29 protein-coding genes are annotated in these 21374 nt (G+C 45.2%); 12 read left to right on the top strand and 17 right to left on the bottom strand.

The window, feature by feature from the left end:
- Positions 1–15 precede the first annotated feature (15 nt).
- The 9 genes from map to rplQ all read left to right on the top strand — a co-directional run bounded on the left by map (position 16) and on the right by rplQ (position 4401).
- Positions 16–762: a type I methionyl aminopeptidase gene (gene map, locus DW938_RS01945; protein WP_022286976.1), complete on the top strand. Its 747-nt coding sequence runs from the start codon at positions 16–18 to the stop codon at positions 760–762.
- Complete coding sequence (locus DW938_RS01940) at positions 759–1058, top strand: KOW domain-containing RNA-binding protein (RefSeq protein WP_022286975.1); 300 nt, start codon at positions 759–761, stop codon at positions 1056–1058. Before map ends, DW938_RS01940 begins: the two co-directional genes overlap by 4 nt.
- Positions 1058–1276, top strand: coding sequence for a translation initiation factor IF-1 (gene infA / locus DW938_RS01935; RefSeq protein ID WP_022286974.1), 219 nt, complete (start codon positions 1058–1060; stop codon positions 1274–1276). The genes DW938_RS01940 and infA overlap by 1 nt, the downstream gene beginning before the upstream one ends.
- A gap of 60 nt (positions 1277–1336) precedes the next feature.
- The gene (gene rpmJ, locus DW938_RS01930; protein WP_022286973.1) at positions 1337–1450 is read left to right on the top strand and encodes a 50S ribosomal protein L36; all 114 of its coding nucleotides are present in this window, start codon (positions 1337–1339) and stop codon (positions 1448–1450) included.
- A gap of 29 nt (positions 1451–1479) precedes the next feature.
- Positions 1480–1848: a 30S ribosomal protein S13 gene (rpsM, locus tag DW938_RS01925; RefSeq protein ID WP_022286972.1), complete on the top strand. Its 369-nt coding sequence runs from the start codon at positions 1480–1482 to the stop codon at positions 1846–1848.
- Between the two features lie 14 nt (positions 1849–1862).
- Positions 1863–2261 carry a 30S ribosomal protein S11 gene (gene rpsK / locus DW938_RS01920; protein WP_022286971.1) on the top strand — a complete coding sequence of 133 codons (399 nt, stop codon included), beginning with the start codon at positions 1863–1865 and terminating at the stop codon, positions 2259–2261.
- Positions 2262–2353: 92 nt separating this feature from the next.
- A complete protein-coding gene (gene rpsD, locus DW938_RS01915; RefSeq protein ID WP_022286970.1) occupies positions 2354–2950 on the top strand; it encodes a 30S ribosomal protein S4 in 597 nt (198 codons plus the stop codon).
- 131 nt (positions 2951–3081) lie between these two features.
- A complete protein-coding gene (locus DW938_RS01910) occupies positions 3082–4041 on the top strand; it encodes a DNA-directed RNA polymerase subunit alpha (RefSeq protein ID WP_022286969.1) in 960 nt (319 codons plus the stop codon).
- A gap of 18 nt (positions 4042–4059) precedes the next feature.
- Positions 4060–4401 (top strand): 50S ribosomal protein L17, encoded by a 342-nt coding sequence (gene rplQ / locus DW938_RS01905; RefSeq protein WP_022286968.1) that lies wholly within the window; start codon positions 4060–4062, stop codon positions 4399–4401.
- A 131-nt stretch (positions 4402–4532) separates the two neighbouring features.
- On the opposite strand, the gene DW938_RS01900 is transcribed toward rplQ, so the two are convergent.
- From DW938_RS01900 to DW938_RS01855, 9 genes are all read right to left on the bottom strand, one after another.
- Positions 4533–5405 (bottom strand): glycoside hydrolase family 25 protein, encoded by an 873-nt coding sequence (locus tag DW938_RS01900; protein ID WP_118123744.1) that lies wholly within the window; start codon positions 5403–5405, stop codon positions 4533–4535.
- Positions 5392–5589, bottom strand: coding sequence for a hypothetical protein (locus DW938_RS01895; RefSeq protein WP_117877701.1), 198 nt, complete (start codon positions 5587–5589; stop codon positions 5392–5394). Before DW938_RS01895 ends, DW938_RS01900 begins: the two co-directional genes overlap by 14 nt.
- Entirely contained in the window at positions 5586–5819 is a 234-nt protein-coding gene (locus DW938_RS01890; RefSeq protein ID WP_038672626.1) for a hypothetical protein, read from the bottom strand. Before DW938_RS01890 ends, DW938_RS01895 begins: the two co-directional genes overlap by 4 nt.
- A gap of 230 nt (positions 5820–6049) precedes the next feature.
- Positions 6050–6232, bottom strand: coding sequence for a PspC domain-containing protein (locus DW938_RS01885; protein WP_038672624.1), 183 nt, complete (start codon positions 6230–6232; stop codon positions 6050–6052).
- Between the two features lie 12 nt (positions 6233–6244).
- Positions 6245–7069 carry a DUF4097 family beta strand repeat-containing protein gene (locus DW938_RS01880; RefSeq protein ID WP_118123743.1) on the bottom strand — a complete coding sequence of 275 codons (825 nt, stop codon included), beginning with the start codon at positions 7067–7069 and terminating at the stop codon, positions 6245–6247.
- Entirely contained in the window at positions 7069–7698 is a 630-nt protein-coding gene (locus DW938_RS01875; RefSeq protein WP_046441737.1) for a DUF1700 domain-containing protein, read from the bottom strand. Before DW938_RS01875 ends, DW938_RS01880 begins: the two co-directional genes overlap by 1 nt.
- Positions 7695–8018: a PadR family transcriptional regulator gene (locus DW938_RS01870; protein WP_002851767.1), complete on the bottom strand. Its 324-nt coding sequence runs from the start codon at positions 8016–8018 to the stop codon at positions 7695–7697. The genes DW938_RS01875 and DW938_RS01870 overlap by 4 nt, the downstream gene beginning before the upstream one ends.
- 322 nt (positions 8019–8340) lie before the next feature.
- Positions 8341–10053: a glycosyl hydrolase gene (locus tag DW938_RS01860; protein ID WP_118123742.1), complete on the bottom strand. Its 1713-nt coding sequence runs from the start codon at positions 10051–10053 to the stop codon at positions 8341–8343.
- Between the two features lie 30 nt (positions 10054–10083).
- Entirely contained in the window at positions 10084–12363 is a 2280-nt protein-coding gene (locus DW938_RS01855) for a glycoside hydrolase family 95 protein (RefSeq protein ID WP_118123741.1), read from the bottom strand.
- Positions 12364–12552: 189 nt separating this feature from the next.
- Here DW938_RS01855 and DW938_RS01850 point away from each other — a divergent pair, with 189 nt between their 5' ends.
- On the top strand, positions 12553–13020 hold the full coding sequence (locus tag DW938_RS01850; protein WP_117877696.1) for a hypothetical protein: 468 nt from the start codon (positions 12553–12555) through the stop codon (positions 13018–13020).
- A gap of 84 nt (positions 13021–13104) precedes the next feature.
- Here DW938_RS01850 and DW938_RS01845 read toward each other — a convergent pair whose 3' ends face one another.
- The 8 genes from DW938_RS01845 to DW938_RS01810 are packed head-to-tail and all read right to left on the bottom strand — an operon-like array spanning position 13105 to position 18866.
- Entirely contained in the window at positions 13105–13872 is a 768-nt protein-coding gene (locus DW938_RS01845; protein ID WP_118123740.1) for an urease accessory protein UreD, read from the bottom strand.
- Complete coding sequence (gene ureG / locus DW938_RS01840) at positions 13869–14480, bottom strand: urease accessory protein UreG (protein WP_002851818.1); 612 nt, start codon at positions 14478–14480, stop codon at positions 13869–13871. The genes DW938_RS01845 and ureG overlap by 4 nt, the downstream gene beginning before the upstream one ends.
- 36 nt (positions 14481–14516) lie before the next feature.
- Positions 14517–15191 (bottom strand): urease accessory UreF family protein, encoded by a 675-nt coding sequence (locus DW938_RS01835; protein WP_117858858.1) that lies wholly within the window; start codon positions 15189–15191, stop codon positions 14517–14519.
- 16 nt (positions 15192–15207) lie between these two features.
- A complete protein-coding gene (locus DW938_RS01830) occupies positions 15208–15696 on the bottom strand; it encodes an urease accessory protein UreE (RefSeq protein WP_118123739.1) in 489 nt (162 codons plus the stop codon).
- A 15-nt stretch (positions 15697–15711) separates the two neighbouring features.
- Positions 15712–17424, bottom strand: a complete 1713-nt coding sequence (gene ureC / locus DW938_RS01825; RefSeq protein ID WP_118123738.1) for an urease subunit alpha — start codon at positions 17422–17424, stop codon at positions 15712–15714.
- 3 nt (positions 17425–17427) lie between these two features.
- Entirely contained in the window at positions 17428–18108 is a 681-nt protein-coding gene (gene ureA / locus DW938_RS01820; RefSeq protein WP_118123737.1) for an urease subunit gamma, read from the bottom strand.
- 33 nt (positions 18109–18141) lie between these two features.
- Positions 18142–18459: a hypothetical protein gene (locus tag DW938_RS01815; protein WP_118123736.1), complete on the bottom strand. Its 318-nt coding sequence runs from the start codon at positions 18457–18459 to the stop codon at positions 18142–18144.
- The gene (locus DW938_RS01810) at positions 18456–18866 is read right to left on the bottom strand and encodes a hypothetical protein (RefSeq protein ID WP_118123735.1); all 411 of its coding nucleotides are present in this window, start codon (positions 18864–18866) and stop codon (positions 18456–18458) included. Before DW938_RS01810 ends, DW938_RS01815 begins: the two co-directional genes overlap by 4 nt.
- Positions 18867–19365: 499 nt before the next feature.
- Here DW938_RS01810 and speB point away from each other — a divergent pair, with 499 nt between their 5' ends.
- Together speB and DW938_RS01800 are read left to right on the top strand one after the other, a co-directional pair.
- Positions 19366–20328, top strand: coding sequence for an agmatinase (gene speB / locus DW938_RS01805; RefSeq protein ID WP_022286952.1), 963 nt, complete (start codon positions 19366–19368; stop codon positions 20326–20328).
- Positions 20329–20484: 156 nt separating this feature from the next.
- Positions 20485–21351 carry a transporter substrate-binding domain-containing protein gene (locus tag DW938_RS01800; protein ID WP_181984347.1) on the top strand — a complete coding sequence of 289 codons (867 nt, stop codon included), beginning with the start codon at positions 20485–20487 and terminating at the stop codon, positions 21349–21351.
- Positions 21352–21374: the final 23 nt, after the last annotated feature.

Here is a 21374-nt window from a genome sequence, read left to right as displayed (position 1 = left end):
TCCGAGGCGTTTTTAATGATATGCGTTAAATCCAATAAAGAGATCGAGAAAATGCAGAAGGCGGGCGCAATAACCGCCGGAGCATTGATCGCTGCGGGCGAGGCTATCAGACCGGGTATGACTACCTACGAGCTTGATAAAGTCGTTCACAGATATATCACTTCTCATGGTGCAAAGCCAAGCTTCCTTGGCTACGGCGGATTTCCAGGCTCAGCCTGCATTTCCGTCAACGATGAGATAATCCATGGTATCCCCGGTCCACGCAAGCTTTGCGAGGGCGACATAGTTTCAGTAGACGTTGGTGCTTACATTGACGGCTATCACGGAGATTCCTGCAAGACCTTTGCTGTAGGCAAGATTTCCCCTGAAGCAGAGGCTCTGATGAAGTCCACCGAAGAAAGTCTGTATCTTGCAATAGATATGGTAAAGCCGGGCGTTAGACTTGGCGACTTGGGTGCGGCCATTCAGAAATACAATGAGGACAACGGCTACTCCGTTGTAAGACAGTTCGTAGGTCACGGTGTGGGCAAAAACCTGCACGAAGATCCGGAAGTTCCAAACTATGGCAAGGCTGGTCACGGCATCAGACTTGTGGCAGGTATGGTAATAGCCATAGAGCCTATGATAAACATGGGTACGGCTGATATCAAGACAATGCCTGACGGTTGGACTGTCAAGACAAAAGACGGAAAGTGGGCGGCTCATTTTGAGCATACAATCGCAGTTACTCCTGACGGGGCAGTTATCCTGACCAAAGTATGACGGAGAAAAGCGTTGTAGATATACCGATCGGTTCAGTGGTGCTTGCGAACGCAGGCCGTGATAAGGGCAGATATTTTGTTGCGGTAGCTGCCAGCGGCGGTTTTGTGTATATCGCAGACGGCAAGGAGCGTAAGCTTGAAAAGCCAAAGCGTAAAAACATAAAACACATTTCACCTGCGGGCGTCAACATCAGCACTGATGAGCTGACAAACAGGAAATTAAGACGGCTGATACAAGGTTTTGACCCAAACCGTGTTACAGCAGACCAAAACCTTTTAGATGGGGAGGTTTTTTAATGTCAAAGGAAGACGTTATCGAACTTGAGGGAACGGTAATTGAGGCTAAGCCAAATGCAACGTTTCTGGTAGAACTTTCAAACGGTCATAAAATCCTTGCTCATATTTCGGGTAAGCTGCGTATGAATTATATTCGTATCGTGCCCGGAGATAAGGTAACGGTCGAAATGTCACCGTATGACTTGACAAAGGGAAGAATCACATGGAGAGCTAAGTAAGCTTTCCCGTAAGTTTAAGAATTTTTAATTCTTGTCGCTAAATTCAAAGGAGGTATTTCAATGAAAGTAAGACCTTCAGTTAAGCCTATCTGCGAGAAGTGCAAGGTAATCAAGAGAAAAGGCAAGGTTATGGTAATCTGCCAGAATCCTAAGCACAAACAACGTCAGGGCTAACAAACCAATAATGGAGGTGCAGCTAAATAATGGCTCGTATTGCTGGTATCGACCTGCCAAAGGATAAGAGAATTGAAATTGCTCTTACTTATATCTATGGTATAGGTCAGAAAACTGCTACTAAGATTCTTAATGAAACAGGCGTAAATCCTGACACAAGAGTTAAGGATATGTCTGAGGACGATGTAGCTAAATTGCGTGAATATATTGACCATAACATCACTGTTGAGGGTGACCTCAGAAGAAATGTTGCGCTCAATATCAAGAGATTGACAGAAATCGGTTGTTATCGTGGTCTTCGTCACAGAAGAGGTCTCCCAGTTAGAGGTCAGAGAACAAAGACCAACGCAAGAACTCGTAAGGGTCCTGTAAAGACAATCGCTAATAAGAAGAAGTAAGGAGGGTGTGAACAATGGCTCAGGCTAAGAAGAAGACTACTATTCGTCGTCGTCGTGAAAGAAAGAACATTGAACAGGGACAGGTTCATATCCAGTCTACTTTTAACAACACTATCGTAACTATTACAGATATGCAGGGCAATGCTATTTCTTGGGCATCTGCCGGCGGACTCGGCTTCAGAGGTTCTAAGAAGTCTACTCCATTCGCTGCTCAGACAGCTGCTGAAACTGCTGCAAGAGCTGCTAAGGAGCATGGCCTTAAGACAGTTGAAGTTTTTGTAAAGGGACCTGGTGCTGGCCGTGAGGCTGCAATCAGAGCTTTGCAGTCTGAGGATCTTGAAGTTAGACTTATCAAGGATGTAACTCCGATCCCTCACAATGGATGCCGTCCTCCAAAGAGAAGACGTGTATAGTTTATAAGACAATTTGAGTTTGTAGTTTACTCAAAGTCGGGTAAGCAATTCGGCTAAGACCCGATAACATTTAGAAAACGGAGGTATTTACCATGGCAGTAAATAGAGAACCAATACTCAAGAGATGTAAATCTCTCGGAATCAGCCCAGCAGTTATGGGTATCGCTAAGGAAACAAAGCGTGATCCTAACGCTAACAAGAGAAAGAAAGTTTCAGAATACGGTATGCAGCTTAAGGAAAAGCAGAAGCTCAAGTTCATCTACGGCGTTCTTGAGAAGCAGTTCCGTCATCTGTTCGAGCTTGCTGAGAAAATGGAGGGTCAGGCCGGTGCTAACCTCATTACTCTTCTCGAGTCAAGACTTGACAATGTTGTATACAGAATGGGTCTTTCAATGACAAGAAGAGAGGCTCGTCAGCTCGTTGTTCACGGTCATTATCTTGTTAACGGCAAGAGAGTTGACATTCCTTCTTACAGAATCAAGGAAGGCGATGTTATCTCACTTAAGGAAAACAGCAAGAAGAGCGAGAAGTTCAAGCAGATCATTGAGGCTAACGCTTCAAAGGCAGCTCCTACATGGCTTGATGTAAACAAGGACAACCAGACAGCTAAGGTTCTTCGTATGCCTGTTAAGGAAGACCTTGACTATGACATCGAGGAGCACCTCATCGTCGAGTTGTATTCTAAATAATGTATTGATAGTGGTTCTTACGGTATGCACTCTTCAAGAGTGCGTATCGGAGAAATACTTGATATGTTTTTGGAAGTGTATGTGTTATTGATCATATAAAACAATCGAGTTTGAAAACAGGAGGGTCTTAAATGCTTGAAAAAATAGAAAAGCCTGAAATCGAAACAGCCGAGCTAAAGAGCAACGGAACATACGGCAAGTTTATTCTCGAGCCTCTGGAGCGTGGCTATGGTATTACGCTCGGAAATAGTCTGAGACGTGTACTGCTCTCCTCTTTGCCAGGCGTCGCCGTTACATCGGTAAAGATCGACGGTGTACACCACGAACTATCAACAATTCCCGGAGTTAAGGAAGATGTTACTGAGATCATTCTTAACCTCAAGGGTTTAACTGCAAAGCTTTACGGCGAGGGTCCTAAGACTATCTACATTGAGGCCGAGGGCGAGTGCGTTGTCACTGCCGGCGACATCAAGACAGATTCTGAGGTGGACATTCTTGTTCCTGATATGCACATTGCAACTTTGGGACCGGGCGCAAAGCTTTATATGGAAATTGTCATCGACAGAGGTCGTGGATATGTTTCTGCGGAAAAGAACAAGGCGCTTATGCCTAACGCCCCTATTGGTGTTATTGCAGTAGACAGTATTTATACGCCTGTATTAAAGGTGAACTTCACGGTTGACAACACCCGTGTTGGACAGATCACCGATTTTGATAAGCTGACATTGGAGGTTTGGACCGACGGTACTATCTCCGCTAAGGAAGCTGTATCAATGGCAGCCAAACTCCTCAACGAGCATCTGAATCTCTTTGTTGATCTCTCAGAAGAGACTAACGTTGTAGAGATGATGGTTGAAAAGGATGAAAAGGGCAAGGAAAAGATCCTTGAGATGACCATTGAGGAACTTGACTTATCTGTGCGTTCATTTAACTGTCTGAAGCGTGCAGGAATTAACACGGTTAACGATTTGATTGAAAAGTCTGCTGAAGAAATGATGAAGGTAAGAAACCTTGGTAAGAAGTCATTTGACGAGGTCAAGGAAAAGCTTCATTCATTGGGTTACGACCTTAATTCAGAGGACGATAATTAAAGTAAGGAGTGAAAATCTATGCCAGGCACAAGAAAGCTGGGAAGAACTAGCGACCAGAGAAAAGCAATGCTCAGAGCTATGGTTACTTATCTTCTCGAAAACGGTAAGATTGAAACCACTGTAACAAGAGCTAAGGAAGTTGCTGCTATGACTGAGAAAATGATTACTCTCGGCAAGGCAGGCGACCTTCACTCAAAGCGTCAGGTACTTTCTTATGTAACTAAGGAAGACGTAGCTAAGAAGCTGTTTGACAACATTGCACCTTCATATGAGGGCAGAAACGGCGGTTATACAAAGATCATCAAGATCGGACCACGTCGTGGCGACGCTGCTGAAATGGCTATCATTCAGTTGGTTTAATAAATTTTGCATAGCATTCAAGGCTGTATCCGTAAGGGTACAGCCTTTTTTATGTGCTAATATGGGGCTTTGTATTTGGGTATAGACGGGCAAACGCTGTTCGCCCCTATGTTTGTTGCGGTTGCTTGTGCTTATTTTAGAAGCTCGTTACCTAAAAGGTCAATGAATTTCTTGCCTGCTGTGCCGTTTTGTGAATAGCCGTGGTTTTTGAGTATATTGTTCACGGCTTTCTGAGTACCTGCACCGAAAATATCGTTTTTATCAAGGTTGATATTGTGCATACCCTTTTTCTTTGCAAGCATAAGAAGATATTTCAGTGCAAGGACACCATTGCCTTTATCGCCTTTTTTGTAGCCTGTGGTATCGAGATTTTTTGCGTTGGAAGGGTAAAGGTTAAGGCACTTTTTCTTCATTATGGCAGGGTAGTCTTTGTAGGCGTAGTTGCAATCACAGCGGTCGGAAACACCGTTTACAGTTCCTTTGCTTGTATACTGCCACATTCCATAGTTTGATATGGCAGGCTTTGCAACGTCAAAGTGTGCCACCCAAATGTCGTAGCGGTTTTTTACGGAGTCTGATACTTTGCGCTTGAAAAAGTTTGCGTAGCTGTAGACAGCCGCATAGTAGCCGTTGCTTTCGAGATAGTCGCAGAAGGCTTCTATAATTTTGTTTATGGCAGCGTTTGGAAGTTCACTTTGGGAAGCGTCCTCGATATCAAAGGCGAGGGGATATTCAAACTTCTTGCCTTTGACCGCTTCAAGAAAAGTTTTCGCTTCCGCAAGTGCATCGGCTTCTGTGAGGGCGTAGGAATACCAGTATGTGCCGATATTAAGACCAGCTTTTCTGGCGGCGGCATAGTTCTTCTCGAAATTTTCGTCTTTTTGACCGATGTACTTGCCGTAGCCTGCGTTTATCATCACAAAGCTGTAACCCTGTGACTTCACCTTGTCAAAATCTATTCTCCCCTGCCAATGGGAAACGTCTATGCCCTTAGCTTTTTCCATTGCCGTCACCTCCAGATTTTTTTGCTGTCTGTACTCCAAAGTAAAATGATATCACCACGGTGAAAACTGTGATGAACTGCTCTCCGCTGACTATCCCTTTCAGCGTGAGGAAACAGAACACGCTTGTCATAAGCAGTGTGACAAGCGATTTTACGTCAATGAGCTTTGCGAATTTTTCTTTCATGAATATCTCTCCCTTTCCATGTCTGTTATCTTTTGTTCCGCTGCCGCCATTCTGGATATGAGTGCGTTATGCTCGGAAACTGTTTGTTCCAGCCTATCTATTCTATATATAATAAGCCGTTCGGTGGCTTCCTGTGACTTTTTGTTTTCTTTAGCTCCCGAACGAGCTATTATAAGCTGGCAGGCTATGCTGGCGGCCGCCGCTATGAACGCCGCTATTACTGCTTCCATGTTTATCACCTCCTACTTATCCCGAAAAAGAGGTGTTTTGTTGCATAAAAAATGCAACAATTGCAGAATTGTTGCCAAATTAAAATATAAATCATTTGTTTGCACAGTTTTGGTGCGGCACTTTTGTGCATTGGTCACATACTTTCATGAACAGAAAAGATATTTGTTAAGACGTAAAAAAACCACGGCTGAGTTTACATTCAGCCGTGGTTTTTGTTTTTAGTATGGTCTTATCTCTCAGGCAGAAGCATTGCAGCCGCAATATATGCGATAACTCCTGCACCGCCTGCACAGCCTATAAGCACTGCACAGATACGGACTATGTTCACGTCGATGTTGAAATACTCCGCTAGTCCTGCGCAAACGCCTGAAATTATCCTGCCTTCTCTTAATTTGTAAAGTGGCTTTGCCATTTCTATCACTCCTTATCTGAAATTAAGCGAAATTTCGCCGATACCGTTGTCAATGTCAAGTTTTATTTTGTAGAGAAGCTCGTTCTCTTCTGTTGTGCTATTTATATTCACTTTGCTGTCTGATTTTATCTTGTAGTCGTTTTTGCAGCCGTCAATATCAAAATTTATACTTCCTATGCCGCCGTCTATATCAGCGTCGCCGAGAAGCTTTCCTGAAAAGTCTGTTTCGCCTACCCCACAGTCAAAGTCGGAATCGTTAAAAGTGCAGTCTTTGAAAACTGTTTTTCCTACTCCAAGGTCAAAGTCGGCTTCATTTTTGCAGGTGACGTTAATGACCTCTGAGCTTCCTGCACCGAAATCTATGTCGAGGTTTTCACATATCAGGTCTGAAAGCTTCATTTGTCCTGCGCCTGCGTCTATCTTTACAGTGTCAAACGCTTTTTCAGGAAGCTCTATAGTCAGCGTAGGCTGACTTCCGTCAAAGGAGATATATCCGCCTTTAAGGTGCAAAAGGCTGTCGGCGGTCTTGACCTGAAGCTTGCTGTTTGATGACGAAAAATTTATCTTCTCTGGGAGATTTTCTCCTGTGACGTGGATGTTTTCGTCACTGCTCTTTTTGATGTTGAGATCCCCTGCGGAGAAGTCGATCTCCATATTATCTATAGTGGCAACCTCAAAAGTTTCGTTGTAGGAATAACGCTTGCCAAGGCTTTTGGTGTTTGTGACCTTGATAAGCACCACGCCCACAATGAAAAGCACTATCCCGATAATAAATATCGTCAAAAAAAATGGGAAACGTCTGCGTTTTACGTCGCCAGTGTTATCATATTTTGCCATTACGCCACCGCCTTTGAGCTTACAAACCTATGGACAAAGTTTGTGAATTTGTTGAAAAGGCTTACACAGCCACGCCATATGCACCTTATAACAGGCATTACGATCATGCCTCCAAGTCCGATACAAATAAGTCCTGCACCGATAAGGGCAATGCCTGCGGGATAGACCGTGAAAAGTGTTACTATACCGCCTATTGTAAGGGAGAAGCCTGTTGCGAAAACTGCAATTATTATGCTTAAAAGTGCGCAAAGTATCGCCAAGGCTATTGCGGCAAAGGCACACATAAGGCTGAACCATATTGGGCTTGTGATGATGATAACAAGAAGCTTTGAGAGAGAATTGCCGTTCTGTGGCACATTATTGTCAGTATCACGAGCCTGTGAGGGGTCAGCGGCGGCTTCCATTTGAAATACCGAGTCGCCCTGTGGGTGTATGCCACTGTCCTGTAAAATTTTGTTGGCAAGCTCTTCGGGCGAGCCGAGGTTTGCGGCAGTTTCAGCTTCATGGGCTGCACCTGCATCAAGAAATATCTCCTCATAAAAACCCATTGCGTCATTTATTTCATCTTCGGCAAGTCCGCCGTCTTCAAGCGATCTGCGCAGTTGGGTAAGATACTCAAGTCTGTTCATGTGTTTTCTCCACCTTTTTCTAATAATATACGGTCTACCATATTCTTATGCTTCTTCCACTCTCTGCGGTATTCTTCAAGAGCTTTTTCTCCCTTTGGGGTAACGTGATAATAACGTCTGTTCCTGCCCATATATTCCTTATCGTAGGTTTCAAGCAGCTCGTTTTTTTGAAGCCGTTTCAGTACAGGATACAATGTGGATTCTGAAACGTCCACCGCACTGCGTATGAACTGCGTTATCTCATATCCATAGGTATCCTCTCTGTCTACCACTGACAGTACCATGGAATCAAGCAGTCCTGCACTTATTGGAAAGCCCATTTACTCTCTCCTCTCTTTAGTCAGCTCAGTTATTATATAGATCTATAATACTATATCGTTGAATATATTATACGTCATATAATATTATTTGTCAAGGGGTAAAATCAATTTTTTTGTTATCATCACTTTATGCGAGTTAGTTTAGAGTAATTGTTTGTTGAAAATTCCTAGACAGCCTTGAAGAAGCTTCTGCGCACATGGATATTTCCCATATGCCTGCGAGAGTAAAGTGTGCAATGCTTGGCTGGCGGACGCTTTCTGAGGCGCTGAAAGGTAAATAGGGTATAAAAATTCCGCTGAGAGAGTTCTCAGCGGTCTTTTTCTATTCTGCTTTAGAAGTATTTTCTTTCTCCGTCTTGCTGTCAGCCTTTGAACTATCATTCTTTTTGCTGTCAGCGGATTTTTCTTCCGTGTCCTTTATGGAGCTTGCAAGGTGGGTGAAGTCGGGGAGCTTATCCCTTGTTAGAGTGAGATTGTTGTTATACATCTTGATAAGCTCGGCGGCGGTGTTGTTTTCTTCAGCAAGCTTGCCGTCATCGGTCATAAGATAATTTCCGCCCCATTGACCTATGAATGCCCACATGGCTTTTTCGTCTGCAATGCTCTGTATGTCAGGGAAGCTTCCACATTCGCTCATTGCGATAGGCTTATTCTTTGATATGCTTTGCAGGAAAAGCATTATGTTCACCTGTGCGTCCTTATTGCCGTCGTCATAAACATCGCAGGAAAGCACGTCGCAGTATTCGTCGCCCACATACCAATCGGCATTCTGTGCTGACCATACCCATATGAGATTGTTCAGCTTGTGGTATTTCGTCTGACGCTCGTACATAAGCTTCCAAAGCCATTTGTAGGCTTCCTTGTCATTGCCCCACCAGAAATCGCCGTTGCTGGCTTCGTGGAGCGGTCGCCAAAGCACTGCTATTCCTTCATCACGGAGGGTGGAGAGTTTCTCAGATATGGTGTCGATATCCTCAACGACAGCAACACATTCTTTGCTTACCTTGCCGTCCTTTTGAAGCTTTTTGATATCCTCAAGGCTGAGTTGTGCAATATTTTCCTTTGTAACTGCCTTTTTGATGTCAAAATCCGTCTGGTCGGCATAATATTCACGCTTGTCGTCAGGGGCAGCCCAGTGCCACATATAGCCCACTATGCCGTCCTTTGAAGCCCAATCCATGGCGATGTTCATCTCGGTGTCGGTGGTAATGCTGTCCTTTTCAGTGGCAAGCATAAGGTCGCCAAAACGTATTGCAGGGTATTTTCCTGTGGTTTTGTATATCATGTCTGTTTCAGCAGATGTGCCGATGGTGTCATGCTGACCCAAAAGCACCTGCTTGCCGTAGCTTTCACAAAGATACTGATAAAGCGCTTTTGCGTTGTAGTCGGAGTCTTTGTTTGAAAGAGCAGGCTTTGATATAGTAAGGTCAAGCTTTGATATATCCTCGCTTGCGGTGAGGGTCAGGCAGTCAACGTCAAGTCCGCCGTCCACAGGGATAATGGATATTGCCGTCTTGCCTTTTTCTATGTAGATGTTCTTGAAAGTCACCTTTTCAAACTTGCCCGAGCCGCTGGCTGAGAAATGCTGAAGCTTTTTGCCGTTCACAGCTATGCCGTTCACGCATGGAACGTCGGAAGCCACTGTTATGGTAAGGTTATAATACTGTGAGTCGGTAAGCTCGATCTCTCTTGACCAATCTTCCTCAGTGGAAATGTTCGTCACATAACCCTTGCCCTTGTAGCCCTTGCGGTCGCTTTTTACTTTCGCCTTGCCTGAAACTGAGCCTGTTTCGGCTTCAACGCTTTTTGAAAACTTTACATAAGGTATGGCGTTTGCCACTATCTTTGTTTCTTCGTAGCTTTTTAATGCCTGCTCGTCAGCCTTGCTGTCATCGTTTGTCTGTTTCTTTGTTGTGGTTACAACAGATGTTTTTTCGGGGGCGGTCATGCTCTCGTTTCTGCCTATCTGCACTCCGCAGCCTGACAGCGTGCAAATTGCTGCAACAGCCGCTGCCATTATCCGATAATGTCTCATTTCAATATCCTCTCAAATTTTGTCTTTTGCTCAGAATGTGAGCGTGTATGTTTTACCTGTTTCCGTGTCAAACTCTGCTGCGCCGTCTGTGTACAAGGTCTGTACCTCGCTGCTTGCAGTGTGTACCTTTACACTGTCACACACTATCCTGCATTTATTTCCGCACCTTGAGTGAATGTGGCAGGCTGTTATCTTTGAGTCTTTCCACTCAAGGTCGATAACAAAGCCGCCTCTTGCACAAAGTCCTTTGAAGCTGCCCTCCGACCATTCTTTAGGCAGTGCAGGCAGGAGAATTATCTCGCCGTTCTCGCTTTGCAAAAGTGCCTCCGTGATACCAGCTGTGCCACCGAAGTTTCCGTCTATCTGGAAAGGAGGGTGCATATCGAACATATTCTCGCTTGTGGAGTTTGAAAGAAGTGCTATAACATTTTCGTACACTTTTTCACCGTCAAAAAGTCTTGCCCAGTGGTTTATTATCCATGCCCTTGACCAGCCTGTGTGTCCGCCACCGTGTGAAAGACGTCTTTCAAGGGTAGCCCTTGCGGCTTTGGCAAGCTCAGGGGTCTTTCGCATTGTTATGATGTCAGCAGGATAGAGTGCGAAAAGCTGTGAGATGTGCCTGTGACCAGGCTCTACCTCGTCATAGTCCTCTGCCCATTCCATTATCTGACCGTATTTGCCTATCTCAGGCGCAGGAAGTCTGTCTCTGGCTTCAAGGACTTTCTTTCTGAAACCTCCGTCAGTTTCAAGTATTTTTGAAGCTTCCGCAACGGCAGTGAAAAGCTCATAGATTATCTGGCTGTCCATAGACGGACCTATGCAGACAGAGCCTTTTGAGCCTGAAGCTGTGAGATAGGTATTCTCAGGGGAAACTGACGGGCAGGTAACAAGTCTGCCCTTTTTGTCTTCGATAAGGAAGTCAAGGAAAAATTCTGCCGCTTCTTTCAGGGTGTCATATTTCTCGCTGAGAAACTCTCTGTCCTGAACATAGAGATAATGCTCCCATATGTGCAGGCAGAGCCATGCCGCACCCATTGGCCATTGTGTTCCGGGTATCCACAAGTCCTGCGGTGCGGTGTCGCCCCATATGTCGGTGTTATGGTGACAGACAAAGCCACGGCAGCCATACATATTTCTTGCGGTCTTTCTGCCGTTTGGACGGAGCTTCTCGATATGGTCGATAAGAGGCATATGAAGCTCTGAGAGATTACAGTTCTCTGCACACCAATAGTTCATTTCGGTATTGATATTGATAGTGAATTTACAGCCCCAAGCAGGCCACATATCCTTGTTCCAAATGCCTTGGAGATTTGTAGGCAGGGTCTTTTCTCGGCTGCCTGCAATAAGAAGATACCTGCCGAAATTGTGATACATTTCAATAAGCTTGTTGTCGGGATCGCCCTCTTTCACAAGTGCAAGTCTTTCGTCTGTAGGCAGTGTGGAATTACCTGAGCTGTTGTCGCAAAGGGCGATATTCGCACGGTCATAGTATGACTTGTAGTCTGCGATATGGTCAGCTTTAAGCTGTGCGTAACTTTTCTCTTCGGCTCTTTCAACGTCAAAGACAGCCTGTCCCTTGTAATCCTCACAGCGGTAGCTTGTCTGTGCGCCAAGAAGGATAGTCACCTCGTCGCAGTCCTCACAGGTTATGAAGCTTCCGTACGGATAGACCTTTCCGCCCTTGTGGAGTACCTTTATATAAGCGGCAAAGTTTATGCCGTCCTCAGAACCGCAGCCACCGTAAAAGAGGATATCGTTGGCATGAACGGGCGAGTTATCATCAAAATAATCATCTCTGCCGTCAATGCGTACACGGACGCTTATCGCCTTTTTCTCGGAAGCTGTTATGTGCATAACAAGCACTTGATCGGGCTGTGAGATAAACATTTCTCTTGTGTAGTCAACGCCGTTTATGGCATATTCTGTGGTGCAGACAGCGGTGTTAAGGTCAAGGCTTCTGCTCTTGAAGTCACATTCGCTCTCTTTATAATGTATAACGTTCATGTCGCCCAGTGGCATATAGTGCCTTTGATTTACAGGCGTGCCGCAGAAAGCGTCATTGATTATTTTTTCAGCCTCGTTTATTTTCTCCTCAAAAAGCAGTTTTCTCACTTTTTCGAGATTAGGCAGTGCGGACTTATTATTTCTTTCACGGAAGCCGCCTGACCAGACGGAGTCCTCATTGAGCTGAATCCTCTCTTCAAGTGGCTGAGAGAACACCATTGCGCCTATCCTGCCGTTTCCAAGGGGCAGTGCTTTGTTCCAATCGTCTGCAGGGGTCTTATACCAAAGAAGTGCGGAAGTATCCATAGCTAATCCTTTCATTATCTGTATATATCTGTATTTTAATATGGTTGTAGGTTACAATCCCTTATATTATAGCATATTTTGTTTTGGTTGACAAGGGGGAGAGGGTGTGCTTGTGAGGCATTCAGAAAATGTTGACATGGAAGATAGTTTGTGATACAATAAAGGTATATAACAAAAGGGGGAGCGCATATGTCTATAGATAAGGCAGATTGGCACTGGGACGACGCTGAAAAGCTGTATAGGAAAACAAATAATGTGGAGGGCAAGCTTACCGAAGAACAGCAGGAAGAAATATGGCTGTTGGCTTCAAATCATATAGGATTATTTTTAAGGTGGCTTATTGACAGGGGTTTTAACGAGCTTATTGATGAAAGTGACGAGGAATCCTGTGTGCAGGTCCGTGAGGGCAAAATGAGCGGTGCGGAATATCTTATGCACATATTGGACGGTGCATTTTGTGAAAATGATATAAAACCCAATGTCCGTGACTTTGCGGTAAATTATTACGATAAGCAGTATTTTAATGATTATGGTAAAACTTGTCCTGCTAAAGATCTGTGTGTGCCGTGCTATAGCTTTATATCAGGTGACGATGACTACAACGCCCTGAGACCTCTTATAGACGAAGCATACGAAGAATATTGTCGTGAGAAATAACAAAACCAGTGTAAGCCCACAGCAGGCTTTCACTGGTTTTTTTATCATTTATAAAAAGTTTAACAATATTTTATACGCTGCTTTTTATGTGCGAATTTTTTCTGCAATGAGCTGAAAAGCGTCAAAAATCTCTTCTCCCGAACGTCCCAAGGCTCTTATGGCTATGCCACGTTCCGTGTGGGTGGCGCAAAGCTGTGTGCCGTCAGGGTCGCCTGTGTAGTCGGTTTGGTAAATGCTTTCCAGCATTGTCTTGTCAGGGGTGTAGATATACATAAATCCCGTGTGGGTGAAGCCCTCGAAAAAGCCTTTTTGCCGTATGGGCAGTGCGGCGGGGTCGATAAGAGTGTTGTCGATAAAATCCGCCCTGCCGTCAATTGCTATCTCGTTGCGTGAGCGAAAGCGCTTCAAGCCGAACGCCTCTCCCATTGCAGTTCTGCCACAGCAGTATATCTCAGAAAAAATAAGCTCAGAGCTTTCTGTGATGTTCACCTTGCCCATAGAGATATGCTCACAGCCTGTGAAAGTCATAATAGGGTGCGGCATATAGCAAAGCCTTGCATTTTTACGCACAACAAGCTTTATGCTCTGTTTTGATACGCTGCCGTTTGTGTTGAAAAGCTTTTGATAGCCCTGATCTGTGAAAATGACTTTGCAGTTTTCGCCCACAAAAAGCCGTATCTCGTTTTCGTCACCTGCCAATACTCCTGCTGAGCCGCACATTGAGATATATTTCGCCCAGCCTTTATGGTCATAAAATGGTGAATACACCTTGAAAGGGGGAGCGAAATATAAGTCCTCAGTAACGGTTTTTTGTCCGTCAAAGGCTGTTGACAGGCTTAGTCTGCCGTTCATTTCAGATCCTCAAAAAGCACTGATTTTTTTATCCAGTCTATGACCTGAGAAACGCCCTCACGGCTCATGAGATTTGTGAAAAGAAACGGTCTGTCGCCCCTCATGCGCTTTGAGTCGGAAGCCATTACTTCAAGGGAAGCTCCAACAAGTGGCGCAAGGTCTGTCTTGTTGATAACAAGCAGATCGGAACGTGTCACGCCGGGGCCGCCTTTTCTCGGTATCTTTTCACCCTGTGCAACGTCGATAACATAGATAGAAGCGTCTGCAAGGTCAGGGGAGAATGTGGCGGAAAGATTGTCGCCGCCGCTTTCAATGAAAACGATCTGCGTGTCAGGGTGCTTTTTCACCATTTCGTCAACGGCTTCCAGGTTCATTGAGCAGTCTTCTCTTATGGCAGTGTGAGGACAGCCGCCTGTTTCAACACCAACTATCCTGTCAGCAGGCAGGCATGAGTTTTTTGTAAGAAATTCTGCGTCCTCTTTGGTGTAGATATCGTTTGTTACAACGCATATGGAATATTCTTTTGACATTTCTCTTGTAAGGCGTTCGATAAGTGCGGTTTTTCCCGATCCCACAGGTCCGCCTACGCCTATTTTTACATAGCTCATTTTTGGTACTCCTTATTATATTATATAAATCATAGCTTATGACATATACTGTCTTGAATACAGCCGTTCGTGCTGCATTGCACGCAGGTCAAAGCCTGCACCGCTTATGCCGATATCGTTTATATCAGTGAAAAGGGCTTTTTCTGAAGCGGAGGATATAAGCTCAAAACTCTCTCCGAGAATTTTCTGCCCTGCAAGCTGACTAAGAGGTACAAGCTTCACGCAGTTTGTGACTATGGCGGAGCATATGGAATAGCCGTATACCGCAAGCCCCTCTGAAAGCTCGATGCCATTGTCACGCATATAAAGTCCATAGGCGATGCACTGATGACCCTTGCATATGCCCTGCTCCGTCAGGCTTTTATAAAGCCCTGTGAAGCTTTCCCGACCATTGTTGCATATTTTGAAAAAACGCCTTGTGACCTTTTCTGAGCCGCTTCGTATCTCAAATGGTGTTTTCACCGCAGAGTATATCTCATCAAGACGGCAAAGCTCCTTTTCGTCAGCATTGTATGCCGCTGCCGCCGCACCAAGCTCATTGTAGGGCAGCACTGAGATGTAAGAATGGAGATATTCTTCAAGCCCTTTTGGCGAAGTGATGATATCATGCTGAACGTAGGTTTCAAGCCCGTTTGAAAGCGTGAACGCACCCACTGGGAAAAGGCTGTCGCATATTTGCAGAATGTGCATAAGTCCTGCGGTATCGGTCATTTTTTATCAGCTCCGTTTAGTGTGAATGTTCGTGGTGATGATGTTCCCCATGCTCGTGGGAGTGGATGTGTGAGTGCCCGTGAGCTTTGCAGACGATAAAATCGTCAAATCTGCCTATGATGTTCTCGCACTCAAAGCCGAGGTTTTTCAGGTGCTTTTCTGTAGGCTCGTCATGTGGGATAAGCACGTTGTCGTCAGATATTTTAAGTGACAAATGCCTGTTGCCTATCTCAAAGCAAAGCCTGCCCATTTCCTGCATAGTGTGAACGTTTATCTTGATAAGGGGACAGCTTGTGAGCTTCACTGCTACGCAAAGCTTATCGTCAAGATAGATGATATCCCCGTCCTTTAGGTTTTCGTCAATGGCAATGCCTATGTCACGTCCTTCTGCGGTGGTTTTTCTTATGCGCTTTTTCTCGGCTTCAAACCAATCAAGCTCAACTGTGTCTACTTCTACAGAGGGGGTGCTTTCAGAGAGATTGCCTAATATTTTTTCTGCTATCATTTTTGTTTCCTCGCTTTAGAACATAAAGTAACGCTGTGCCAATGCAAGCTCGTCAAAAGGCTCGCAGGTAATAACTTCGCCGTCAACTGTGACAGTGTAGGTCTCAGGGTCTACTCTTATATCACCGCAGACGTTGTTGTATACCATATCAGCCTTTGAGATGTTTCGGCAGTTCTTCACAGGAAGCACCTGTCTTTTAAGACCAAGCTTCTCTTTTATGCCGTCCTCGTAGGCGTATTTTGATACGAACGTGATACAGGTGCTTGAAAGGGCAAGTCCGTGACCACCGAACATTTCTGTGTAACACACAGGCTGAGGGGTAGGGATAGAAGCGTTTGCGTCGCCCATTTTTGATGCAAAAATAAATCCGCCCTTTATTATCATGTCAGGCTTTGCACCGAAAAATGCAGGATTCCAAAGAACAAGGTCTGCCACCTTGCCAACTTCCACTGAGCCTACATATTCTGATACACCGTGGGTTATAGCAGGGTTGATAGTGTATTTTGAAATGTAGCGTTTTATTCTGAAATTGTCGTTTCGCTGGCTGTCCTCAGGGAGTGCGCCACGTTGTTTCTTCATTTTGTCAGCGGTCTGCCATGTTCGTGTGATAACTTCGCCTACACGTCCCATTGCCTGAGAGTCGGAACTCATCATTGAGAATATTCCCATATCGTGCAAAACGTCCTCTGCGGCGATAGTTTCAGGACGTATCCTTGAATCCGCAAAAGCAATGTCCTCAGGGACGTTCTTGTCAAGGTGATGACACACCATGAGCATATCCAGATGTTCGTCAAGAGTGTTTGCGGTGTAAGGCATTGTAGGGTTCGTTGAGGAAGGGAGAACATTCGGGAACGCTGCTGCTCTGATAATGTCAGGAGCGTGTCCGCCGCCTGCACCCTCTGTGTGATAAGTGTGGATAGTCCTGCCCTTGAAAGCATTGACGGTATCTTCAACAAATCCGCCCTCGTTAAGAGTGTCGGTGTGGATAGCCGCCTGAACGTCATACATATCCGCAACAGTAAGTGCGTGGTCGATAACGTCAGGGGTAGAGCCCCAGTCCTCGTGTATCTTCAAGCCTATACAGCCTGCCTTTATCTGCTCTTCAAGTGTGGTGATGTCGCTTGAATTTCCCTTGCAGAGATAGCCGAAATTCATTGGCAGGTCTTCGGAGGCTTCCAACATTCTGTGGATATTGAACTCGCCGGGTGTACAGGTGGTGGCATTGGTGCCGTCGGCAGGACCTGTACCACCGCCTATCATGGTGGTGATTCCGCTGTAAAGGGCTGTTTTCACCTGAGTTGGAGAGATAAAATGAATGTGCGTGTCAAGTCCGCCGGCGGTGAGGATAAGTCCCTCGCCTGCGATAGCTTCCGTGGAAGCGCCTATTATCATGTTTTTGTCAACGCCATTCATGATGTCGGGGTTGCCTGCTTTGCCTATTCCTGCTATCCTGCCGTCCTTTATGCCAACGTCAGCCTTTATGATGCCTGTGCTGTCGATGATAAGAGCGTTTGTGATAACAGTGTCAAGGCACTCCTTGTCTGTGGCTTTGCAGGATTGCCCCATGCCGTCACGGAGAGATTTTCCTCCGCCGAACTTTGCTTCATCACCATGAACTGTCAAATCTTTTTCCACTTCTGCAATAAGAGAAGTGTCGCCAAAGCGCACTCTGTCGCCAACTGTCGGACCATACATATCGCAGTAAGCTTTTCTCGATATCTCGATCATTTCCTACACCCCCTTGAAGCCGAGCTTTTTAGCCTTTTCAAAGGCTGCCTGCCTGATGTTTTCATCATCCATTTTTCCGTTTACAAGACCATTCAGACCATAGCCTATGCGGTTACCGCCGATAGGTATAAGACGGACGATCTTTTTCTCTCCCGGCTCAAATCTTACCGCTGTGCCTGCGGGGATATCAAGCCGCATACCATAAGCCGCCTTGCGGTCAAACTCCAAAGCCTTGTTTACCTCAAAAAAGTGGAAGTGGGAGCCTGTCTGGATAGGTCTGTCCCCTGTGTTTGAAACTGTAAGCTCAATGCTTTCTGTTCCCTCGTTGAGCTTGACAGTGCCTTCCTCAACGATAAATTCCCCTGGGTGAAGCTTGCTTGCACCATTGATAGGGTTGTGTACTGTCACAAGCTTTGTGCCGTCGGGCATTGTGGATTCTATTTGTATTTCGTGTATCATTTCAGGAACGCCGTCCATGACGTCATCAGCAGTAAGAAGCTTTGTGCCGTATTGCATAAGCTCAGCGGCTGACGCTCCTGCTCTTGCTTTTTCCATTACTTCCATGCTTATGTATGCCACAGCTTCAGGGTAGTTGAGCTTTAATCCCTGTGCCTTTCGGTCACGGGCAAGCATGCCCGCATAATGGAGCATAAGCTTATCCTGCTCTCTTGGAACAAGTCGCATTATTATTCCTCCTATTTATATAGTATAGTGTATCTACTGCTTTTTCTCTGTAAGGGCTTTTCTTACTACTCCCTCAGGGTCGCTTATGAGCATAGTGCCGAGCCATACGACAGTGCCGAGTGCAACAACGCAGATCCCTAAAAAGCTGTCATTTATCATGTCTGCGGCGCCAGGGGTGAAATATCCTGAGCCCTGCTCTTTGTATTCAAAAAGTGCGTCCACGAGCCACATTATAGATGCGCCCCAGTACATATAGCACATCAGTCCCACTTTAAGCTTTCTGGCTTTTGGTGATGTGTACCATACTATAGTAACGATAACGGCTGCTATGAGAGTGATAAGAAGTGTCATACGGCGTCACCGCCCAGCTTTGCAGTCTCTTTTGGCTTACGTTTCAGTATCTTGTCAGACACCACAGTCAGCACAGCCCATACCGCTGTCACAAGAACAGCCATTGATGTTCCGACAGTCGCCATTTCGTGGAATGCTACTGCCATTTCCGAAGGGTCGTTAGCCGCTGTCAGGAATGGGAAGAACGGAGATATCTCACCATGCCACAGATGCTCAAACGCCAAAAGACCTGAGCCGCCCCACAGAAAGCCTGAGAGCCTTGTTATCTTTTTAGAAAGAGGAAGCTTGTCCTCCGAAAGAGCTTTGACCTTTGTCTGATCCTCTGCCTTTGACTCGTGAGACTTTACTGCCTTTGCCACAATAGTTGTAACGATCGCTTCTGTTGCTGGTACTAAAAAACAAGCCATAATAAAACTTCCTTTCAAAATTGTTTTCTGAGTTTAACATAGTGATAATAAAAAAACAACGCCCTTATAAACCGACAGGCATTGCCGTATCGGTTATAAGAGCGTCATTGCTTTGATTATCAGTATAGCACAGAGCTTTTTATTTGGCAATAGTGTTAATGAAAAATTCTTATTTTATTCAGCTTTGAATAAAAAATAGATGTGAACAAAATGAAAGTCTTATATCTGAATGTTGCATTATTGTCATTTGTAGATTTGCACAAAGAAACTATTCAAAAATGAATAGTTTCGACTTTGACATGGACGAAATGACGTAAATACGCTGTATAAGTGATGGCAAAGCTTATTCCAAAGTGAATAATTTTCAGAAAAATTGAAAATTAGCTCTTGACAACTTGCAGGAATGGTGATATAATTCTGCACATAGAGCAATTCAGAAATGACTTGAACGGTCATGCGGATATGTTTCTCAGTGATTTTGAAAGGAAAGTGACCTCAAATGATCAACAACAATTGTCAGCCACCGAGCGCCTCAGGCTCTCCTCGTTTTTGTAATATGGGTAATTTCATGAGGCTTCCTCACGCGACCTCAGCAGAGGGATTGGATTTCGCTATCGTTGGTATCCCGTTCGATACCGCCGCTTCTTTCAGAGCAGGCGCAAGATTTGGTCCTAACGGTGTAAGAAACATTTCGGCAATGATAAAGCCTAACAATGTTGCAATGGGCGTCAATATTATGGATTCACTCAAGGGTGCAGACCTTGGCGACGTTCCTGTGATCCCTGACTATATCCACGAAACATATGCAGCTATCGAGCAGACCTTGGACGGTGTTCTTGAATGCGGTGCAGTTCCAATAAGCATTGGCGGCGACCACGCTATCACCCTTGGCGAACTTAGAGCTATCGCAAAGAAGCATGGAAAGGTAAGCCTTGTGCATTTCGATTCACACCTTGACCTGTGCGATACGGTTTTCGGTCAGAAATACAATCACGGCACACCATTCAGAAGAGCAATGGAGGAAGGGCTTATTGATCCTGAGAAGTCGGTTCAGATAGGCATGAGAGGTTCTCTTTACGATCCTGACGATTTCAAGATCGCCGCAGACCTTGGCTTCACGGTTATCCCAGGCGACAAGCTCCACACATATTCTCCTGAAGATCTTCTCAAGGTCATAAAGGAAAAGGTTGGCGACAACAAGGTGTTCCTTACGTTCGATATCGACTTTGTTGACCCGGCTTATGCACCAGGTACAGGTACTCCTGAGGTGGGCGGATTTACTTCCTTTGAAACACTTCAATATATAAGAGCGCTGAAAGATCTGAACTTCACAGGCTTTGATGTAGTAGAAGTTGCTCCTCCATATGACCACTCAGAGATAACAGCTTATATGGGCGCAAATATCATTTTTGAGTTCATGTCTATCCTTGCTTATCAGAAGAAGATCGGCAAGAGAAAATAAAGATAGAAAAATAATTCACTCTCCAATAAATATAATATCAAACGCAACGGAGCGTTGACGGCGGCACTAGGGTGTCTGGCTTGTCAGCGCTCCGAATTATTTAGAAAAGTAAGTGAAAGGTTGGAATCAGTTATGAAAAGCGGAAGAAGATTTGGAATGTTAAGAAAAGTTTGTGCAGTGGCAGTGGCTTCAGTACTTGCGGCAGGATGTCTTACAGCCTGCGGAAGCAGCAAGAACACAGGTCCGCTCACACTGGATCAGATCAAGAAAAACGGTAAGCTCACAGTTGCGACAGAAGCCGCTTATGAGCCTTTTGAATACATGGACGGCGATAAGATCATAGGCTACAACGCAGATCTGTTCGCAAAAATTTGCGACGATCTGGGGGTAGAGCTTGATTATATCGACCTGCCGTTCCAAGGAATACTTGCAGGACTTGAAGCAAAGAAATATGACGTTGTTGGAGCAACACTTGGCGTAACTGCTGAACGTGCAGACAAGTACACGATGACTTATCCTATCCAGAACGGAACTACAGTTTTCGTAAAGAGAAAGGGCGATGACAGCATCAAGTCTATCGAAGATATGTCGGGCAAAAAGGTCGGCACACAGACTTCTTGCTACAATGAGGACGACACAAAGAAATTCAACGAGAAGCTAAAGTCAGAGGGCAAGGACGGCTATGCTGAATTGCTCAAATACGACTCATTCCCTGAGGCTTTTGCAGAGCTTAAGAACGGCAAGATAGACCTTGTTGCTCAGAACTATGCAAGCTGCGCCGCAGTTGTAATGAAGAACCCTGACGATTATGAGATAGTGGCTGACGATTCAGGCAAGGCTGAAATGGTCGGCACAGACACTTGGGTATCATGGGCTGTTCGTAAGGAAGACACAGAGCTTTCTGACTATATCAACTCTGAGATACACAAGTTCAAAGAGGACGGAACTCTTGCAGAGCTCCAGAAGAAATGGTTTGGTGAAGCCGTTGACCTGCCTGAGAGCAATTATATCCCTGCCGAGTAAAAAGCACCTTTGAAAGGAGGAAA

The sequence above is a fragment of the Ruminococcus sp. AM43-6 genome (genome assembly GCF_003461785.1).
GTDB classification, from domain to species: domain Bacteria; phylum Bacillota; class Clostridia; order Oscillospirales; family Ruminococcaceae; genus Hominimerdicola; species Hominimerdicola aceti.
This window is presented reverse-complemented; position numbering and strand designations above follow the sequence as displayed.

Coding starts and splice junctions, on each gene's coding strand:
- map (WP_022286976.1), top strand. CDS start 16: ATGATATGCGTTAAATCCAATAAAGAGATCGAGAAAATGCAGAAGGCG.
- DW938_RS01940 (WP_022286975.1), top strand. CDS start 759: ATGACGGAGAAAAGCGTTGTAGATATACCGATCGGTTCAGTGGTGCTT.
- infA (WP_022286974.1), top strand. CDS start 1,058: ATGTCAAAGGAAGACGTTATCGAACTTGAGGGAACGGTAATTGAGGCT.
- rpmJ (WP_022286973.1), top strand. CDS start 1,337: ATGAAAGTAAGACCTTCAGTTAAGCCTATCTGCGAGAAGTGCAAGGTA.
- rpsM (WP_022286972.1), top strand. CDS start 1,480: ATGGCTCGTATTGCTGGTATCGACCTGCCAAAGGATAAGAGAATTGAA.
- rpsK (WP_022286971.1), top strand. CDS start 1,863: ATGGCTCAGGCTAAGAAGAAGACTACTATTCGTCGTCGTCGTGAAAGA.
- rpsD (WP_022286970.1), top strand. CDS start 2,354: ATGGCAGTAAATAGAGAACCAATACTCAAGAGATGTAAATCTCTCGGA.
- DW938_RS01910 (WP_022286969.1), top strand. CDS start 3,082: ATGCTTGAAAAAATAGAAAAGCCTGAAATCGAAACAGCCGAGCTAAAG.
- rplQ (WP_022286968.1), top strand. CDS start 4,060: ATGCCAGGCACAAGAAAGCTGGGAAGAACTAGCGACCAGAGAAAAGCA.
- DW938_RS01900 (WP_118123744.1), bottom strand. CDS start 5,405: ATGGAAAAAGCTAAGGGCATAGACGTTTCCCATTGGCAGGGGAGAATA.
- DW938_RS01895 (WP_117877701.1), bottom strand. CDS start 5,589: ATGAAAGAAAAATTCGCAAAGCTCATTGACGTAAAATCGCTTGTCACA.
- DW938_RS01890 (WP_038672626.1), bottom strand. CDS start 5,819: ATGGAAGCAGTAATAGCGGCGTTCATAGCGGCGGCCGCCAGCATAGCC.
- DW938_RS01885 (WP_038672624.1), bottom strand. CDS start 6,232: ATGGCAAAGCCACTTTACAAATTAAGAGAAGGCAGGATAATTTCAGGC.
- DW938_RS01880 (WP_118123743.1), bottom strand. CDS start 7,069: ATGGCAAAATATGATAACACTGGCGACGTAAAACGCAGACGTTTCCCA.
- DW938_RS01875 (WP_046441737.1), bottom strand. CDS start 7,698: ATGAACAGACTTGAGTATCTTACCCAACTGCGCAGATCGCTTGAAGAC.
- DW938_RS01870 (WP_002851767.1), bottom strand. CDS start 8,018: ATGGGCTTTCCAATAAGTGCAGGACTGCTTGATTCCATGGTACTGTCA.
- DW938_RS01860 (WP_118123742.1), bottom strand. CDS start 10,053: ATGAGACATTATCGGATAATGGCAGCGGCTGTTGCAGCAATTTGCACG.
- DW938_RS01855 (WP_118123741.1), bottom strand. CDS start 12,363: ATGGATACTTCCGCACTTCTTTGGTATAAGACCCCTGCAGACGATTGG.
- DW938_RS01850 (WP_117877696.1), top strand. CDS start 12,553: ATGTCTATAGATAAGGCAGATTGGCACTGGGACGACGCTGAAAAGCTG.
- DW938_RS01845 (WP_118123740.1), bottom strand. CDS start 13,872: ATGAACGGCAGACTAAGCCTGTCAACAGCCTTTGACGGACAAAAAACC.
- ureG (WP_002851818.1), bottom strand. CDS start 14,480: ATGAGCTATGTAAAAATAGGCGTAGGCGGACCTGTGGGATCGGGAAAA.
- DW938_RS01835 (WP_117858858.1), bottom strand. CDS start 15,191: ATGACCGATACCGCAGGACTTATGCACATTCTGCAAATATGCGACAGC.
- DW938_RS01830 (WP_118123739.1), bottom strand. CDS start 15,696: ATGATAGCAGAAAAAATATTAGGCAATCTCTCTGAAAGCACCCCCTCT.
- ureC (WP_118123738.1), bottom strand. CDS start 17,424: ATGATCGAGATATCGAGAAAAGCTTACTGCGATATGTATGGTCCGACA.
- ureA (WP_118123737.1), bottom strand. CDS start 18,108: ATGCGACTTGTTCCAAGAGAGCAGGATAAGCTTATGCTCCATTATGCG.
- DW938_RS01815 (WP_118123736.1), bottom strand. CDS start 18,459: ATGACACTTCTTATCACTCTCATAGCAGCCGTTATCGTTACTATAGTA.
- DW938_RS01810 (WP_118123735.1), bottom strand. CDS start 18,866: ATGGCTTGTTTTTTAGTACCAGCAACAGAAGCGATCGTTACAACTATT.
- speB (WP_022286952.1), top strand. CDS start 19,366: ATGATCAACAACAATTGTCAGCCACCGAGCGCCTCAGGCTCTCCTCGT.
- DW938_RS01800 (WP_181984347.1), top strand. CDS start 20,485: ATGTTAAGAAAAGTTTGTGCAGTGGCAGTGGCTTCAGTACTTGCGGCA.